Here is a 16004-nt window from a genome sequence, read left to right on the forward strand (position 1 = left end):
GATCTGGTCGCCGTCGACGACCTCGCCGCCCGCGGTCACCGCCAGGCACCGGTCGGCGTCGCCGTCGTTGGCGATGCCGGCGTCCGCGCCGTGCTGGGCGAGGCCGCCCCGGGCGACGCGCCGGAGACCAGTTCGAGCAGCAGCTCCTGCGCCTCCGGACGGCGCGCCGGGTCGGGGTTCAGGGCGCGCTCGACGAGCGTCCGCAGCGGCTCGGCCAGGCCGGTCAGGTCGTGCTCGCCGTTCTCGGCGCGGGCCGCCATCGTCATGACCGTGCCGGTGCCGTGCGGGTGGCGTCCGGTCCCGGCGAAGGCCACCAGGCAGCCCCACGCGAAGACGTCGGCGGCCGTGGACACCTCGCCGAGCATCACCTGCTCGGGCGCCATCCACCCCGGCGTGCCGACGACGAACCCCGCCAGCGTGTGCCCGGAGGGCGCGTCGGCGGCCTTGGCGATACCGAAGTCGATCACTCGCGGGCCCGACACCGACAGGATCACGTTGGGCGGCTTGAGGTCACGGTGGATCAGCCCGGCGGCGTGGATCGCGGTCAGCGCCGCGGCCACCCCCACCGCGACGCCGTTCAGGGTGCCGTCCGGCAGCGCCCCTCCGGTCTCCATGTAGGCGTCCAGCGGGGTGCCGTCCACGTACTCGGTGACCAGGTAGGGCCGCCCGGCCTCCTCACCGTGGTCCAGCACCTTCGCCGTGCAGAACGAGGCCACCCGGCGGGCGTTGCGCACCTCGTCGCGGAACCGGGCCCGGAATCCCTCGTCGGCCGCCAGCTCCGCGCGGATCACCTTGATCGCGACGTGTCGCCCGCCGCCGTCCCGGGCCAGGTAGACGGCGCCCATGCCGCCCTCCCCCAGCCGTCCGACCACCTCGTACTCCCCGATGGCCGGCGGGTCGCCGGGCCGGAGCGGCTCGCCACCGCTGGGCAGTCGCGTCCGCCTCGGCTGCTCCTGCACAGGGCGCACCTTTCTGGGTACTGACGATCACGTCTCGGGCAAAAGGCAAACCTATCCAAATCGCAGAGGCGGGCTTCGCGGTTTCGCTGAGCGACGCCCCTACGGCACGCCGAGCGGATTCCTTCCGGCGGGGGCGTCCGGTCGGGCGGGCGACGCGTTCGGCATGGAGGGTGATCCGGCTCGTGTCCTTCGCGAGTTCATGAGGCCATCACGCCACGTCAACCACGGGTGCCGGGCCCCGGTCTAGCGTCGCGGGAGTTGATCGGAGCACGACGGAGCGGAGGTCTCGATGTCCGTGCGCCTTGTCCTGACGAGTCTGGCCCTCGCGTCCGCGGTCGCCGCGCCGGCGCCCGCCCGCGCGGCGACCGCCGGAGGCCCCGGGGTACTTCCTCAGAAGACCCAGTTCGATCTACAGGCCCACCGTGGCGGCCTCGGCATGACGACGGAGGAGTCACTGGAAGGGTTCGGCAAGGCGATGCGCCTGGGCGTCAGCACCTTGGAGCTCGACACCCACGTCACGAAGGACCAGAAGGTCGTCGTCAACCACGACCGGCAGATCAGCGCCCAGAAATGCCGCGACACCGGTCCGGTCGCCCCCGGCGACCCGATGTACCCCTACGTCGGCAAGTACATCAAGGATCTGACACTGGCCCAGATAAAGACGATGGACTGCGGATACCGGCAGTTGCCCGGCTTCCCCGAGCAGGAGGTCGTCCACGGCTTCCGGATGGTCGAGCTCAAGGACGTGCTGGACCTGGTCAGGCGCTACCGCGCCAAGCAGGTCAAGCTCAACATCGAGACCAAGGTCGAGGCGGGGGCGCCCGACCAGACCGCGCCGCGCGAGTTGTTCGTCCGCCGGGTCTTCGAGGAGATCCGCGCGTCAGGGATCGAGCGGCAGGTCACCATCCAGTCCTTCGACTGGGGCGCGTTGGAGCGCATGCACCGGCTCGCGCCGAGATGGCCGCTGGTGGCGCTGACGAACTACGACTTCCTCCAGGTCGGCCGGCCCGGCGCCTCTCCCTGGCTGGGCGGCCTCGACGTCGACGACTACGGGGGCGACTTCGTGAGGGCGGCCGCCGCCGTCAGGGGGGTCACCGCCCTGTCGCCCAACTACGGGTTCCCGCAGAACGGCCAGGTCGGCGACCCCGGATTCCGCTTCTACCCCGACCGCGCGATGGTGTCGCGGGCCCACGCCCGGGGCCTGAAGGTCATCCCGTGGACCTGCGACGACCCCGCCACCGTCGAGGCCCTGATGGACATGGGCGTGGACGGCGTCATCACCGACTACCCCGACCGCGTACGCCGGATCATGGCCGAGCGCGGCATGCGGCTGCCCAAGGCGTATCAGTCGCCCTGACCCTTGCCCACATCGCTCCAGACGGCCTTCGCGCCGCTGTGCCCGATCCGGACCACCTGCACGCCCGAGACGACCGCCGCGCCGACCGCGATGACCACGGCCACAAGGGTCACCGCCTTGGTCCAGTTCGGCGGTCGTTCTGTCTTCCGCCGGACGTGGAAACCGATGGCGACGATGACGGCGAGCGCCACCCAGAGCGCGGCCATCAGCGGCAGCAGGGTGTCTCCCAGTTCCGCGTGCTCTTCCACCAGGGAAGAGCGGGGGACTTGCTCCTCCAGGTGCTCGCCGCTGTCGGTGGCCATGGGGATCGTTATCAGGGCGATGGTGGCCAGGCCGAGAACCCAGGGAGCCCCCGGTCGCCGCGCCTTGGGCCAAAGCGCCACCGCCAGGGCGGCCAACACGGTCAGCGGAACCAGAAAGACCACAAGATGGACGATGAGCGGGTGGACGGGGAGGCCCCAGATGGTGTCCGGCACGGTCAGCCTTTCGGGTAACTGTTGATCGGCCGACCGTATCCGAGGGGTGGTCGCGCCACTACCTTCACCGGATCTTTCAGAAGGTTTTCATAGGGACCGTTCCAGGCCTTTTCGGAAGCTCGGGATATCGGCCGGGACGAACGGGGTTTTCTTCCTCGAAAGCGAGGATGTACACCGAATCCGAGCAACTTCGGCGCTCACCATTCGGGCGATGCGCCGCCCGCCGTCCGGGGGCGCGGCCCGGCGGCGGAGGGCCGCCGCGAGACTCCCCCGCGGGCCGAGGCCGGGAAGTGGAAGGGTCTCCCAGGGGAACTGAAACCTGACCGCGGCGGTCAGGTGAAGTACTCGCATAGCGGGCTGGAAGCCTCTAAACGGCCGTCGAATTGGCCCGTTCTCCCGGTATCGGCGGATCGGCGCGGCCGACTTTCTCGCCATTGACCTGTCGCACGCCCCCTTGTTATCGTCACTCTGCGTAAAGAAATGCGTACGCAGAGTTTTCCTGATGTCCGTCCCGCGGGCCGCCCGAATGGCACCGAAGAATTGCGCGTCCGGCGGCCGAGAACGCAAGGAGGGTGAGCCGTGAGGTCTGGCCCGAAGCCGCCCAGCGACCTGACGAAGCACAAGGGCATCGAGACCGTCCGCCAGATCCAGTTCCTGATGGTCCTGTGCTCGGTGCTGCCCCCGGACGGAAAGGCGCGCGAGATGCTCAGGCTCGCGCTCGACGTCCGCAACGAGGAGTTCCCGGACGGTGTCGAGCCGATCCGCGACCTCCACCCGCAGGCCACCAAGACCTGGCTCGAGTTCTTCTGGACTCGGGTCGGCATTTCCCCCGAGGAAAGGGAGTTGATCGACTGGCAGAACGACAAGCCGAGCATGGACATCGCCGTCGAGGAGTTCCAGGAGGCCGAGCGCCGACTCGGCATCAGGCTGGCGCCTCGAACGGTCGAGTGAACAGCAACGAACCAGGAGGAAGAAATGTCACCCAGCACGATTCTGCGGCACGCCGCCGCCGACGCCGACATCCGCACGGAACTGCTCGCCGGAGCGGGACGGTTCGGGGTGCCCGCCGCCGCCGTCCCCACCGCCGTCGCGCAGCCGGACACCGCCTCGCTGGGCTACTGGACCGAGGGCGTCGCCGCCGTCGACGCCTACGCCTGCGCGTCCACGTGCAGCTCGGGGCCGTTCACCTTCGCGTGCGACGGAAGCACCAAGTAACGCCTCGGCGTTAGCGCCCGGCCGTAGCGCCGGGCTCGCGGAAGCACCGATGGGCCGAAGCCATCGGCCCATCACCCCGAACTTTCCCAGGCGAGGAGCCCGCCCGAGTGAAGCCGACCTTTCCCGTGGACCTCGCGGCCCGGGCCGCGAACCTGTCCGAGCGGATCCGGATCGTGTCCGCCCTCGGCCCGCCGTCCGGCGCGGAGCCGCTGGAGGCCTTCGACGCCTGGAGGATCGACCGGCTGGCCGCCAAGCTGGCCGCCAAGTTCGGCGCCGAGACCAGCCCGCGACCGGAGCGCCACACCGAGGAGTCGCTGCGCGAGAACCTGCGGGCCTACCGCGCGCACGAACTCGGTCTCGCCGACCCCGGGAGCCCGCTGGGCCGGATGCTGGCCGACCTGCACCAGGGCTGGCTCCCCGTCTACCGGGAGACGCTGGAAGGGTTCGACCCCGGCGACGAGGCGTTCGCGGCGGCGGACTGGCGCGCGGACGACGTCTACCACGGCCGACTCGCCACCGCCTGCGAGCCCTTCCTGGTGGAGCTCGGCCACCGCCTGACCCGGGCGATCGACGCCGGCGCGTCCGCGGTCCGCGTCGACTCCCGGCTGGTGGCCGACTTCCAGGGTTACCTGCTCGACCGGTTCGAGCTGGCGCTGGCCTGGGCGGTCGAGACCGACGCGAAGGTGCACTGCCGGCTGCACGGAATCGACCCGGCGGCCGCCACCCGCGACGACTACCTCGCCTACCTCGACAAGACGTTCGCCGACGCCGCCGCCTACCACCGCTTCTACCTGGAGTTCCCCCTGCTGGGCCGCTGGCTCGCCCAGACGACCGGGCAGCTCGCCGAGCACGGCGCCCAGATGATCGGCAGGCTTCGCGACGGCGCCGCCGAGCTGTCCGAGGCGTTCTTCGGGCGGCCCGTCGCGGCCGTGCGCACCGCGCGGCTCGGCCGCTCCGACCACCACGCCGGCGGCCGCAGCGTCGCGATCGTCGAGGTCGAGCTCGCGGACGGCGCGCACGAGTCCTTGGTCTACAAGCCCCGCGGCCTTGAGGGCGAGGCCGGGTTCCAGGGGCTGCTGGCGCGGCTGCGCGACGACGGCGTCCTCGACTACGCCGAGCGGGCCGTGCTCCCGAAGGACGGCTACGGCTTCGAGGCGCTGATCCCGCCGGGGCGCAACCGGGTCGCCACCCGTGAGGAGGCCGAGCGCGTCTACGCCGAACTCGGCGGCTACCTCGCGATCTTCTACGTGCTGGGCGGCGGCGACCTGCACTTCGAGAACGTCCTCGTCGCGGACGGCCACGCCTTCATCTGCGACTGCGAGACGGTGCTCGGGGCGCTGCCCAAGGGGTGGCCGCGCCCGTCCGGGACCCTGATGGACTCGGTCTTCAGGACCGGCCTGATCGAGTGGCCGAGGAGCGGCGCGGCGCCCGAGGGCGAGATGCGGATCAGCGGGTACACCGGCGGCGGCGGTTACGAGATGCCGATGCCGGTGCCGCAGGTCGACCGCGCCGTGTCGTTCGCCTCGTCCGTCAGCTACCGCGAAGGGGTGCGCGTCGACCCGGGGGCCTCGAACCGGATCTTCGTCGGGGACGAGCTGACGCACGCCGAGGACTTCGTCGACGCCATCGGGTCCGGGTTCGACCGGGTCTACGAGTGGTTCCGGCGGCGGCCCGACGAGGCGACCGCCTGCGTCCGCGAGCTGTTCTCCGGCTCGGGCGTGCGCTTCGTCAACTGGAGCACCCAGGTCTACTCGCAGCTGCTCGCGGCCGCCCTGCACCCCCGCTGCCTGCTGGAGCCGCTGGAGGCCGACCTGCTGATCGAGACCGTGCGCACCTTCCCGCGCAAGTGGGACCAGGACGCGGCCCTCCCCGACTGGGAGGTCGCGTCGATGTGGCGCCGGGACGTCCCGCTGTTCAGCGTCGAGGCGGGGAGCACCGGGCTCGTCCACGACCACGCGTCCGCGGTCGGCGCGGACCTGGAGACGAGCCCGCTCGACCACGCCGCTTCGCGGATCAGGGGCCTGTCCGCGCGGAACCGCGCCCAGCAGCGCCAGTACATCGCCGCCGGGCTGTCCGGCGGCGACGTCACCAGCGCCGACTTCGCCGAGACGTGCGTCGGGCGCGCGGCCGCGCTCGGGGAGCAGCTCTGCGCGATGCTCCGCGAGCCGGACGCCGCCGCCCCCTGGACGTCCTTCGTGATCACTCCCGACGGGCGGGACGAGGTCGACATCGAGGGCGACCTCTACAACGGCTCGGGCGGCATCGCCCTGTTCCTCGCCTACCTCGACGCCCTCGACCCGCGTCCCGAGTTCCGCGCGGCGGCGCGGCGGGCGCTCGACCACGCCGTCGCCGCCTGGGAGCGGCGGCGCATCGGGGCCTTCACCGGCCTCGGCGGCATGATCTACGTCCTCACGCACCTGTACCGCCTGTGGGGCGAGCGCCCCCTGCTCGACCACGCCCTCGAACTGAGCGACGAGCTGGCCGGGCGCATCGACGGGGACCACCACCTGGACGTCTTCCACGGCGCGGCCGGGCTCATCCCGGTGCTGATCGGCCTGGCCGGCGTGGCGGACGGGCGGGGCCTGGAGCAGGCGCACCACTGCGCCGCGCACCTGCTGCGCCGCGCGGAGGCCGAGGGCGACACCCTGTCCTGGCCCGGCTCCGACCTCGGCGCCGCCGGGGCCAACCTGACCGGGCTGTCCCACGGCGCCGGCGGCGTCGGCTGGGCGCTGATCACGCTGGGCCGGCTCACCGACCGGGCCGAGTACGTCTCGGCGGGGCGGCGGGCCTTCGCCTACGAGGCGCTCCACTTCGACCAGAGCGCGCAGGACTGGTACGACCTGCGCGAGTTCCCCGGCGGAATGCTCTGGGAGGGACGCCACTACGCCAACGCCTGGTGCAACGGCGCGGCGGGCATCGGACTGAGCCGCATCCAGAGCTGGGCGGCGCTCGGCAAGGACGACGACGCGGTGCTCACCGAGGCGAGGAGCGCGCTCACGGCGACGATGCGCAACTTCCCCCGCCTCATGAACGACTCGCTGTGCCATGGCCGGTCCGGCAACGCCGAGCTGTTCCTGCGGTTCGCCCTGCTGGCGGACGAGCCCGCGTTCCGCCTGGAGGCCAACGTCCAGGTGCAGGCGCAGTGGCGCAACCTGGAGGACGCCCCGCCCGCGTCCGCCACCGGGTTCTTCCCCGGGCTGATGCTCGGCATGTCCGGGTTCGGAATGCACTTCCTGCGGCTGGCCCATCCGGAGCGGGTCCCCTCGGCGCTCCTGCTGGACCCCCCGCCCGCGTCGATCTGAGGAGTGAACTGACCTATGTCCGTCGAATCCTGCGCGGCGTTCCTGCGGTTCGCCGTCCACGACACCGGGATCAGGCAGCAGATGAAGGCCATGACCGCGGTCGCGGAGATGGTCCGCCTCGGCCGGGCGCACGGCTACCTGTTCGACGCCCGGGACCTCGCGGCCGCGTCGTCCTCGCCGGACTTCTCCGAGGCCGCGCCCGAGGCGGCGTCCGAGAAGACGGCCGGCCCGAAGCCCGGCGCGGCCGGATCGGAGGCGGCGCCCGCCACGGCGCCCGCCACGGCGGCGCCCATCGCGGAAGCGACCGCGTTCTACCACTACGAGTACGACATGGCCGACCTTCCCGGGTTCGACGCCGTGCTCGACGTGCTGCCCGCACTGAAGATCAAGCCGTCCACGGTCGACCTCGCGGAGTTCGACGCCGAGTTCAGCGCGGACGACCTGCGCTCCACCTCCCTGGCCCCGAACAGCCCGGAGTACCGGCGGTGGCGCGCCGCGCTGGACACCCGGCGCCGGCGCGACTTCCACCTCGTCAACCTGGACTCCCACACCGACCACGCGGACTACGAGGACTACTACGCGGCCAAGATCCGGCTGGTGGACGCACTGGAGAAGGTCTTCGGCGGCGAGGTCAGGCTGTCCGGCAACCTGTGGTACCCGCCGTCCAGCTACCGGCTGTGGCACACCAACGAGGACCAGCCGGGCTGGCGCATGTACCTGATCGACTTCGACGAGCCCTTCCCCGACGCCGAGCACACCTCGTTCTTCCGCTACCAGCACCCGGAGACCGCCGAGCTGGTCACCCTGCGGGAACGTCCCCGGCTGGCGCGGTTCTTCAGGGTGGAGCAGGACCCGGAGCGCCTGTTCTGGCACTGCATCGTCAACCCGACGCCCCGGCACCGGTGGAGCTTCGGCTGCCACGTCCCCGACACCTGGCTCGACGCCATCGCGGGCCGGTCGTGACGGCGCGTCCCGCCACCGCCGCGCCCGGCGCGGCCGCACCCGCCGCGGCGACGCCCGCGATCCGGGCGGTCGGGCTGCGCAAGCGGTACCCCGGCGTCGAGGCGGTGGCCGGGCTCGACCTGACGATCCCTCCCGGCGAGAGCTTCGGCTTCCTCGGACCCAACGGGGCGGGCAAGACCACCACGATCGCGATGCTGTGCACGCTGGCGGTGCCCACGTCCGGCCGGATCGAGATCGCCGGCCACGACACGCGGACCGACGCCGCCGCGGCGCGCCGCCGGATCGGGCTGATCTTCCAGGAGTCGACCCTGGACGTCCAGCTGACCGCGGCCGAGAACCTGCGGTTCCACGCCGACCTGTACAACGTCCCGCCCGGGCAGGTGGCGGCGCGCATCGAGGAGACGCTCGCCCTGGTCGGGCTGACCGACTGCCGCGACCGCGCCGTGCACACCTTCTCCGGCGGCATGCGCCGCCGCCTGGAGATCGCCCGCGCGCTGCTGCACCGCCCGCAGATCCTCTTCCTGGACGAGCCGACGATCGGGCTGGACCCGAACGCCCGCGCCCAGGTCTGGCGCCACCTGCGGCACGTGTGCGAGACCGAGTCCGTCACCCTCTTCCTGACGACCCACCACCTCGAAGAGGCCGAGCAGTGCGACCGCATCGCGATCATCGACGCGGGCCGGATCGTCGCGCAGGGCAGCCCCGCCGAGCTGAAGTCGGTGCTGGGCGCCGACCGGGTGCAGCTGCGCACCGGCGACGACGCGGCCGCGGCGGCGCTGATCGCCGAGCGCCTCGGCCTGGACGTGACCCGCGACCGCCACGGGCTGCGCCTCCAGGTCCCCGACGGCGCCCGGGTGCTGCCGCGGCTGCTCACCGAGCTCGACGTCCCCGTGTACGAGGCGCGGGTCACCCCGCCCAGCCTGGACGACGTCTTCCTGCACCACACCGGGCACCGGATCCGCGACGAGGCCCCGCCGGAGCCGTCCGCCCGCCCAATGCGGGTCCCGTCGGCGGCCGAGCCGGGCAGGGGCGGGCTCCGCGCCGAGCTGCGCGCCCTGGGGATGGTGTGGCGGCGCGAGATGCTGCACTTCCGGCGCGACCGCGTCGGAGCCGCCCTCTCCCTGGTCCAGCCGCTGATCTTCCTGTTCGTCCTCGGCACCGGGCTGTCGAACCTGATGCCCGGCCCGAGCGGCGACGCCTACCAGCTCTTCCTCTTCTCGGGCGCGCTGGTGACGGCCGCACAGGGGCCCGCGCTCGCCACCGGCACCTCGATCATGTGGGACCGGCAGGGCGGCTTCCTGCGCGAGATGCTCGCGGGCCCGGTCAGCCGCGCGTCACTCCTGGTCGGCAAGTGCCTGGGAGGGACCACGGTGGCCACCTGCCAGGCCGCCATCCTCCTGGCCGCCGCCGCCCCGGTCGGCGTCCCGCTCGACGGCGCCCTGATCGCCCTCCTGCTGGGCGAGCTGGTCCTGGTCTCGCTGGCCATGACCGTCCTGAGCGTCCTGCTGTCCACCATCCTCCGCCGCCCACAGACCTTCGGGACCGTCCTGACCGTGATCATGGCCCCGATGGTGTTCCTGTCCGGCGCGTTCTTCCCGCTGAGCGCGATGCCCGTCTGGATGAAGGGCCTGGCGCTGGCGAACCCGCTCACCTACGCCGTCGACGTGATGCGCCGCACCATCACCGCCTACCTGCCGGACGCCCCGCACCACCTGTTCCGCCCCCTGGCCCTGGGCTCCTGGCATCCGCCGCTCGCCCTCGAATGCGCCCTGATGGCCGCCCTGACGACCGCGGCCCTCCTCCACGCCGCCCACCGCTTCACCCGCCTCCCCTGACCTCCCTTTCCGGCGGGCGAGCCGCGGTGCGCGCTTCGCCCGACGGCTTTCCACCGGGGCCGGGCGTAGGGACCCCGGTGGAAAGCCAGGTGGTGTCGTTCTAGGGAATGTCGTGCCGGCCTTGCTTGATCTGCTCGGCCAGAAGCCGCCACCGGGCAGAGGTGATGGCGATGTGCGGGCCGGACGGGTCCTTGCTGTCGCGAATCCCGACCGTGTGGCCGATCGAGTCCAGACGCGCGGTCTCGACGCAGTCGGTGCCGCCCAACGAGCGGCTGCTCTTACGCCAGACCGGCGGTGGAGCGAAGTGTCCGACGGTGGTCATTGGTTCGCGGAGTCGCGGGATTAGGGTGGGCATGAAGAGAACCTGCCTTTCTGGCATGCGGTGGGTTTCTCGATGAAAAGGAGCCGTCGCCTCGGTGCGACGAGGCGGCGATCCGGGCGGGGCCTTCTCGCTGCGCTTGTGGGCGCGAGAAGGCTCCCGTCTATCTCGGGACTGGCGAACGGCCGGTCATGCCTCGTCCGCGGAGGAGGCGCCGCCCGGCCGGATCGCCAGCCGGGCGTGGGCCTTGAGCCATTGGTCGATCTCGGCGTCGGTGCCTCCGGCCCCGGCGATGTAGGCGCGGACCAGGTCGCGACGCGGCAGCTTCCCGTTCTTGCCGATGGTGCAGAAGCTGGCGAACGCGTAGGGCCGCGGCACCGCCGGATGCCGGGCGCAGACCTTGGCCATCTCGCGGTAGGGCCGCTCGCCCTTGAGCAGGCGGAACTTCCGCATCAACGCCACGAACCCGCCGGGGTCACCGGCCGTCCACGGGTCGACCTCTATCTCTGCGTGATCGGCCTTCGCGGTTCCCGCCGAAGAGACGGGGGCCTGCGCCGCCGGGGCCGCGGCCTCGGTCGCGTCCTGGCATTCGACGTCCGCGCCGCCTGCGGTCGTGCCTCCGACGGCGGCGATGCACCCCGGCACGTCCGGACCGCATCGCACCGACGCCCCGGCACTCGCGCCTCCGGAGCCCGTGCTCCCTGTACCTGTGCTCTCTGGGCCGGGTGCCATGTCCTGTGCTGGGTCGGACGTGGGGACGGATGTCCCGGCGGGGGCCGGTCCGCTCGGCACCGCTTCGGCCGGGGTGTCCGGCCGGGGGTTCTCCTCCGGCCAGGCCCACGGTGGCGGGCCGACCGGTTCGGTGCGGGAGGAACGAGGCCGGCGAGGAGGCTGAACGGGGGCCCAGTCGTCCAGCGGATCGACCAGGGGCGCGGCCTTGGCCGGCGGGATCGTGTGCGGATCGGCGGTCTGGACCTGGTTGAACAGCTCCTGGGCGACCGCGATGTCGGCCTGGAAGGCACCGCACGCCGTCAGGACGGCCTCCAGCGCCGACCACGTGATGCCGGTGAGGTCACCGGCGACGATCTGGCGGAGCTTGGCGGAGGTGACGCCTCGCGCCGCCGCCTTGCCGGCGACGGTCTGCCTGCTGCCGCGCCCCTCGAAGAGGGGTGCGTGGTAGACGCAGCAGATCAGAGCGTGCAGCCGGGTGTGGGCGTCCGCGCCGGGATGGGTCTCCGCCAGGAACGCCTCGACATCGCGAGGGCTCTTGCCCGGCGCCCGTAGCAAGCGGCTCATGAGCAGGTCGGGTGTGAACCGGCGCGTCCGTCATCGACCTCCCGCCGGCCTTGCCCCTGCCGGATTCCGCGGGGCCCGTGCCGAACTCGCGAGCGTTGGCTGGATGAGCTCCATTACACATCCTTGTCTTCGTCGGTGGCCGAGCGTGATTTCCGAAGAGCGGGCCGGTGGCGCCGGCCATCCGGTTCACCACGGGCATTGATCCGCCTCGGTATCGGGAGCATAGACCGCGCGACCGACAAGCAGCACATCTCACCCGCATCTCAACTCGGACGAAGTGGTGCATGTCGGAACGCCTACACCAAACTAAACATCACACCCGAATGACCTGCGAAAACAAACAAGTTCGCACGCGTTCAGATTTGTTCAATCGTGTCAGGTGACGCATACGGGGTGACGAATCTGAAGTACGTCGAGATAGCGAATTTGTGCATCACAAATTGCGAATGCCAATGCATGGGCATACGGACGATCTGGGGCGGGCCGGAGGGGGAAGCCCTCCGGCCGGCACACCTCCGGAACAGGGCGCATCTCGCGCATGCGTCCGGTCTGCGTCACGTCGCGGCGAGAGCGCCTGCGATCACGCCCCGCGGCTCGGGCGGTCGTCCGTCCCTAGGCCGGCGGGCGCGGCGTCCCGCCCTCGGGCCGGCCCTCCCGCAGCCGGGCGTTGATGCGCTGGGCCTCGGCGAGCTGGTCTTCGAGGATGATGATGCGGCAGGCCGCCTCCAGGGGGGTGCCCTGGTCGATCAGGTCGCGGGCGCGCTGCGCCAGGCGCAGCTGGTAGCGGGAGTAGCGGCGGTGCCCGCCGGACGAGCGCTGCGGGACGATCAACCGGGCGGTGTCGAGGCTGCGGAGGAACGCCGGGGTCACGCCCAGCATCTCGGCGGCGCGGCCCATGCTGTAGGCGGGATAGTCCTCGTCGTCGAACTTGTCCTCAAGCGCCGCGGAGTCGTCGGGCCGGTCGGAGCCGCCGGGCTGGTCGCCGGTCTGATTCATGTGGAGTGCTTTCACAAAACCTTCCGTACTGCCGGGAAATCGGAAGGCGGCGACGGCAAGGGGCCCCGACGCCAGACTGCGGCGCCGGGGCCCAGAGGTACAACACCATCTACCGGCCTTGATGAGCCGGTCTTCCGCGTCGGCCGCACAAGAGGCGGGGACGCGGGGATCGCGTATGCGTGACCGTAGACCACCGTCCAATCCGGGGAACTGCGGTACCCGCGCGGCGTGACTGGAGCCTGCTGCGGGCGATCCCGATGGCGCCGATCCCTCCTTTCCTCGACATCACTACCTGTACTGCGTGTTCGGGTACTTCGTTGTGTTGCGGTACTTCGTTGTGTTGCGGTACTGCGTTCTTGCTGTTCACCACTACAGCCGGCGGCTCGTCCGCCACCGGTCCGACCGGCTGCCGAGGCCCCTTCCACTGCGCTGGCCCCGGCACGCCCGGCCGGTGTCATCCATCCGTACCGGCAGTTCGTCCTCTGCCGCTTCTCATGGACCCGTCTCTCTTCGATGGAAGGAACACTACCCGGACCCGGCTCGAAAATCTACATCGGCTGCTACAGAGTTTCGTAGATCACATTCCTGGTTTCTCTCCACCGGCCGATGGCCCCCGGACGGGTCCGCGCCGGGGCTACAGGCTCTCGCTCGTCCAGCGCCACGCGCCGTTCTCGTGCCGCGCGCGGACCAGTTGCGTACCGCTGGCGTCCGCGAGTTCGGCGATCAGCCGGATCAACTGGCGGTGGAAGTCCGCGGGCGGGCGGGTGCCGCCCGGCGAGCCTTCCAGGAGCGTCACGCTGACCTTCGCCTCGTCGCGGAGCTGCGCGGTCAGCCGGCCCGTCCTGTCCATACGCATGATCACGATCGCGTCGGCACGGATCAGGTCGTCACCTTCGGCGGCGGAGATCCACACTTCGCTCATGTGCGTCCCCTGCCCGGATCGAGGGCCTCGTACGCCCTGTGTCCCGTGCCCGCCACGCCCTGTCTCCCCTGCCGCGCGTTCCGCGCGCTCGTCCACGCGCGCGGGTGCGGCTCACCGGCGTCGGCGCTGGTCAGCGCGGCGTCGTTCGCTTGTGCCGCCCCAAGGACCGTCCGGCGAGGCGGCCGGGCGGCGGACTCCGGCGGGCTCGGGCCGGAAGGCGTAGACTCTGGTTGAGCCAGAGGTTCCCGATGCGGGCGGCCAAGCCGGCGTCCCCCTGGTTCCGACGATCGGTCTCCCCGAGGCCAGACAGGCCGGCGCGCATGACGCCGCTCCACCGTCCCTCTCGAACACGGACGCCCGTTTCCGGCGCCGGATCCGCCGCCCGGCCGGGCCGCGGAGCGGCGACCGCGGGTCTCTGAGCGGTCCCGGCCACACGCACACTCCTGATCGGAGCCCCAGATGGATACCGCAGGCACCGCCTTCCCTGAGGCCGGGCTGCGCCGCGAGACGCTCGCGGAACACACCGTCATCACCATCACCGGCGACCTCGACGTCTCCTCCGCGCCGTCCCTGCGCGAGCCCCTGGAGATCGCCCTGCGCGACGCGGGACCCCACGTGGTCATCGACCTGTCCGAGGTGACGTTCTGCGACGCCGCCGGGCTGGCTCTGCTCACCGGCGCCCGCCGCATCACCGAACCGGCGGGCGTCGCGCTCGTCCTCGCCGCGCCCCGCCCGCACATGGCCAGGCTCCTGCGGGTCAGCGGCCTGGCCCGGGTCTTCGCCGTCCGCCCCACCGTCGACGCCGCGCGCCTTCGATCGGCCGCGGCCTGAACGCGCGGCCAGGCCCGGGCGTAGCGGGCGGACGGGATGACGACATGACGGGCGACCCGGGATCGATCGGGTGGGGCGCCGCCGGCGCCGCACCGAGCGAGACGGACCGCCGGCGCCTCGCGGCCACGTTCGAGCTGATGAGCGCGGTGGTCCTGGACGGAACCGGCGTGCCGGGCATGCTGGCCCTCGTGGCGGCGCAGGCCCGGGAACTGGCGCGCGTGCCGCTGGCGTTCGTCGCCCTTCCGGGCGAGGACGGCAACACGCTGCGAGTCGAGGTCGCGGACGGACCCGGCGGCGAACGGATCCGCGGGTTGACGGTGCGGCGGGGCCGGTCGATGCTCGGCCGGGCGTTCACGTCCCGCCGGGCCGTGTCCGCGCGGATCGCCGCCGATCAGACGCTCACCGGCCTTCCGGCCGGCCCCATCCTGATCCTGCCGCTGGAGACGGGGGAGGCCACGCGGGGAGTGCTCGCCGTCCTCGGACGGGTCGGCGCGGAGCCCTTCAGCCCGGCGACCGCGCGCCAGATGCTCCTGTTCTCCGACATGGCCGCCCGGCTGATCGAGGTGGCGGGGGCGCGCCTCCCGGGCGCCCCGCCGGGAGTCACCGAGCCGCCCCTGCAACCGCGGTCGTCCGGCTGAGTCCGACGCGGCGGCGGCTCCTTCGCCGCCTGGGGAACGGCCTCCGCAGGCCTGTCCGGGCCCGGCCGACGGCGCCCGTCCCGTGGTTTCGGGCCCTGGCGCGCCGGGGGCTCCGGCGGTCTTCCTAGAGCCGGAAAAGCTTCGTGAACGGGGAGAGGATCTTTACTTTCCGCGTCCCGAAGTCGACCAGGACGGCGTTGCCCGGCTCGACCTCCAGGACGCGCCCGAGCCCGTACTTGTCGTGCGTGACCTGGTCGTCGAGGGTGAACTCCTTGGCCGGCGGGGCGGCGGGCGGAGGCGCGAAGGGGCTGGTGGGCAGGTGTCGCCGTCTGGCGGGACCGGTGGGTTTCATTACCTCATTATGCGCGTACCGGGCGGTTCCCTGAAGCCTTCTCGCAGACCAGGCTGGTAAATTATCGCGCCGGACACCGCCTCGATCGGCCGCCCGAAATCGTGTGGTACAGTAGACGGCAGTTGCGGTTCCCATAGACATGTGCGTGCGCCTGTTGGAAGTGACCTCAGGCGCACTTTTGTTTTTTCTGGATCTTCCGGATGGGCCATCGCGGCGTCCTCGCCCGCACACGGTGTGCGGACGGGGCACACCCTGAAGGAGACGACCATGGCCACCGGCACCGTCAAGTGGTTCAACGCGGAAAAGGGCTTCGGCTTCATCGAGCAGGACGGCGGCGGCGCCGACGTCTTCGCCCACTACTCCAACATCGCGGCCCAGGGCTTCCGTGAGCTCCAGGAGGGCCAGAAGGTGTCCTTCGACATCACGCAGGGCCAGAAGGGCCTGCAGGCGGAGAACATCGTCCCCGCCTGATAGCGGTATCGGCGGTGCGCGGCCCGCGCGGCGCGGCGCTCGGCCTCCCGGCCCACGGGGATCTCCCACAGC

15 protein-coding genes and 1 pseudogene are annotated in these 16004 nt (G+C 71.7%); 9 read left to right on the forward strand and 7 right to left on the reverse strand.

The window, feature by feature from the left end:
- Positions 1-143: 143 nt before the first annotated feature.
- Positions 144-968: pseudogene (locus tag AB0C69_RS21090) on the reverse strand (serine/threonine-protein kinase); the annotation flags it as partial.
- 280 nt (positions 969-1248) lie between these two features.
- On the opposite strand from AB0C69_RS21090, the gene AB0C69_RS21095 reads away from it, so the two are divergent.
- Positions 1249-2316, forward strand: coding sequence for a glycerophosphodiester phosphodiesterase family protein (locus tag AB0C69_RS21095; RefSeq protein ID WP_360355915.1), 1068 nt, complete (start codon positions 1249-1251; stop codon positions 2314-2316).
- Here AB0C69_RS21095 and AB0C69_RS21100 read toward each other — a convergent pair.
- Positions 2304-2792 (reverse strand): DUF2231 domain-containing protein, encoded by a 489-nt coding sequence (locus AB0C69_RS21100; RefSeq protein WP_360355918.1) that lies wholly within the window; start codon positions 2790-2792, stop codon positions 2304-2306. The genes AB0C69_RS21095 and AB0C69_RS21100 overlap by 13 nt on opposite strands.
- A gap of 579 nt (positions 2793-3371) precedes the next feature.
- Here AB0C69_RS21100 and AB0C69_RS21105 point away from each other — a divergent pair.
- The 5 genes from AB0C69_RS21105 to AB0C69_RS21125 all read left to right on the forward strand — a co-directional run bounded on the left by AB0C69_RS21105 (position 3372) and on the right by AB0C69_RS21125 (position 10107).
- Positions 3372-3743: a DurN family substrate-assisted peptide maturase gene (locus AB0C69_RS21105; RefSeq protein ID WP_345183385.1), complete on the forward strand. Its 372-nt coding sequence runs from the start codon at positions 3372-3374 to the stop codon at positions 3741-3743.
- Between the two features lie 24 nt (positions 3744-3767).
- On the forward strand, positions 3768-4007 hold the full coding sequence (locus AB0C69_RS21110) for a cinnamycin family lantibiotic (RefSeq protein WP_360355922.1): 240 nt from the start codon (positions 3768-3770) through the stop codon (positions 4005-4007).
- 107 nt (positions 4008-4114) lie between these two features.
- Positions 4115-7309, forward strand: coding sequence for a type 2 lanthipeptide synthetase LanM family protein (locus AB0C69_RS21115; protein ID WP_360355925.1), 3195 nt, complete (start codon positions 4115-4117; stop codon positions 7307-7309).
- 15 nt (positions 7310-7324) lie between these two features.
- Positions 7325-8272, forward strand: coding sequence for a Nif11-like leader peptide family natural product precursor (locus AB0C69_RS21120; protein ID WP_360355928.1), 948 nt, complete (start codon positions 7325-7327; stop codon positions 8270-8272).
- Positions 8269-10107: an ATP-binding cassette domain-containing protein gene (locus AB0C69_RS21125; RefSeq protein WP_360355930.1), complete on the forward strand. Its 1839-nt coding sequence runs from the start codon at positions 8269-8271 to the stop codon at positions 10105-10107. Before AB0C69_RS21120 ends, AB0C69_RS21125 begins: the two co-directional genes overlap by 4 nt.
- 100 nt (positions 10108-10207) lie before the next feature.
- Here the strand turns inward: AB0C69_RS21125 and AB0C69_RS21130 are convergent, their stop codons facing one another.
- The 4 genes from AB0C69_RS21130 to AB0C69_RS21145 form a co-directional block, all read right to left on the reverse strand.
- On the reverse strand, positions 10208-10486 hold the full coding sequence (locus tag AB0C69_RS21130) for a DUF397 domain-containing protein (RefSeq protein ID WP_360355933.1): 279 nt from the start codon (positions 10484-10486) through the stop codon (positions 10208-10210).
- A 129-nt stretch (positions 10487-10615) separates the two neighbouring features.
- Entirely contained in the window at positions 10616-11722 is a 1107-nt protein-coding gene (locus AB0C69_RS21135) for a hypothetical protein (RefSeq protein ID WP_360355936.1), read from the reverse strand.
- 612 nt (positions 11723-12334) lie between these two features.
- Positions 12335-12718, reverse strand: coding sequence for a MerR family transcriptional regulator (locus AB0C69_RS21140; protein ID WP_360355939.1), 384 nt, complete (start codon positions 12716-12718; stop codon positions 12335-12337).
- A 634-nt stretch (positions 12719-13352) separates the two neighbouring features.
- Positions 13353-13640 carry a hypothetical protein gene (locus tag AB0C69_RS21145; RefSeq protein WP_345183408.1) on the reverse strand — a complete coding sequence of 96 codons (288 nt, stop codon included), beginning with the start codon at positions 13638-13640 and terminating at the stop codon, positions 13353-13355.
- 459 nt (positions 13641-14099) lie between these two features.
- Between AB0C69_RS21145 and AB0C69_RS21150 the strand changes: the two genes are divergently transcribed.
- Both AB0C69_RS21150 and AB0C69_RS21155 read left to right on the forward strand, forming a co-directional pair.
- Positions 14100-14471, forward strand: coding sequence for an STAS domain-containing protein (locus AB0C69_RS21150; protein ID WP_360355942.1), 372 nt, complete (start codon positions 14100-14102; stop codon positions 14469-14471).
- Between the two features lie 44 nt (positions 14472-14515).
- Complete coding sequence (locus tag AB0C69_RS21155; protein ID WP_360355944.1) at positions 14516-15109, forward strand: GAF domain-containing protein; 594 nt, start codon at positions 14516-14518, stop codon at positions 15107-15109.
- 124 nt (positions 15110-15233) lie between these two features.
- On the opposite strand, the gene AB0C69_RS21160 is transcribed toward AB0C69_RS21155, so the two are convergent.
- Positions 15234-15461, reverse strand: coding sequence for a hypothetical protein (locus tag AB0C69_RS21160; protein ID WP_345183416.1), 228 nt, complete (start codon positions 15459-15461; stop codon positions 15234-15236).
- Between the two features lie 267 nt (positions 15462-15728).
- On the opposite strand from AB0C69_RS21160, the gene AB0C69_RS21165 reads away from it, so the two are divergent.
- Complete coding sequence (locus AB0C69_RS21165) at positions 15729-15932, forward strand: cold-shock protein (RefSeq protein WP_024936225.1); 204 nt, start codon at positions 15729-15731, stop codon at positions 15930-15932.
- The last annotated feature ends 72 nt before the right edge of the window (positions 15933-16004 follow it).

This window comes from Actinomadura sp. NPDC048032 (assembly GCF_040653175.1).
GTDB lineage: Bacteria > Actinomycetota > Actinomycetes > Streptosporangiales > Streptosporangiaceae > Spirillospora > Spirillospora verrucosospora.

Coding starts and splice junctions, on each gene's coding strand:
- AB0C69_RS21095 (WP_360355915.1), top strand. CDS start 1,249: ATGTCCGTGCGCCTTGTCCTGACGAGTCTGGCCCTCGCGTCCGCGGTC.
- AB0C69_RS21110 (WP_360355922.1), top strand. CDS start 3,768: ATGTCACCCAGCACGATTCTGCGGCACGCCGCCGCCGACGCCGACATC.
- AB0C69_RS21120 (WP_360355928.1), top strand. CDS start 7,325: ATGTCCGTCGAATCCTGCGCGGCGTTCCTGCGGTTCGCCGTCCACGAC.
- AB0C69_RS21130 (WP_360355933.1), bottom strand. CDS start 10,486: ATGCCAGAAAGGCAGGTTCTCTTCATGCCCACCCTAATCCCGCGACTC.
- AB0C69_RS21135 (WP_360355936.1), bottom strand. CDS start 11,722: ATGAGCCGCTTGCTACGGGCGCCGGGCAAGAGCCCTCGCGATGTCGAG.
- AB0C69_RS21140 (WP_360355939.1), bottom strand. CDS start 12,718: ATGAATCAGACCGGCGACCAGCCCGGCGGCTCCGACCGGCCCGACGAC.
- AB0C69_RS21145 (WP_345183408.1), bottom strand. CDS start 13,640: ATGAGCGAAGTGTGGATCTCCGCCGCCGAAGGTGACGACCTGATCCGT.
- AB0C69_RS21150 (WP_360355942.1), top strand. CDS start 14,100: ATGGATACCGCAGGCACCGCCTTCCCTGAGGCCGGGCTGCGCCGCGAG.
- AB0C69_RS21155 (WP_360355944.1), top strand. CDS start 14,516: ATGACGGGCGACCCGGGATCGATCGGGTGGGGCGCCGCCGGCGCCGCA.
- AB0C69_RS21160 (WP_345183416.1), bottom strand. CDS start 15,461: ATGAAACCCACCGGTCCCGCCAGACGGCGACACCTGCCCACCAGCCCC.
- AB0C69_RS21165 (WP_024936225.1), top strand. CDS start 15,729: ATGGCCACCGGCACCGTCAAGTGGTTCAACGCGGAAAAGGGCTTCGGC.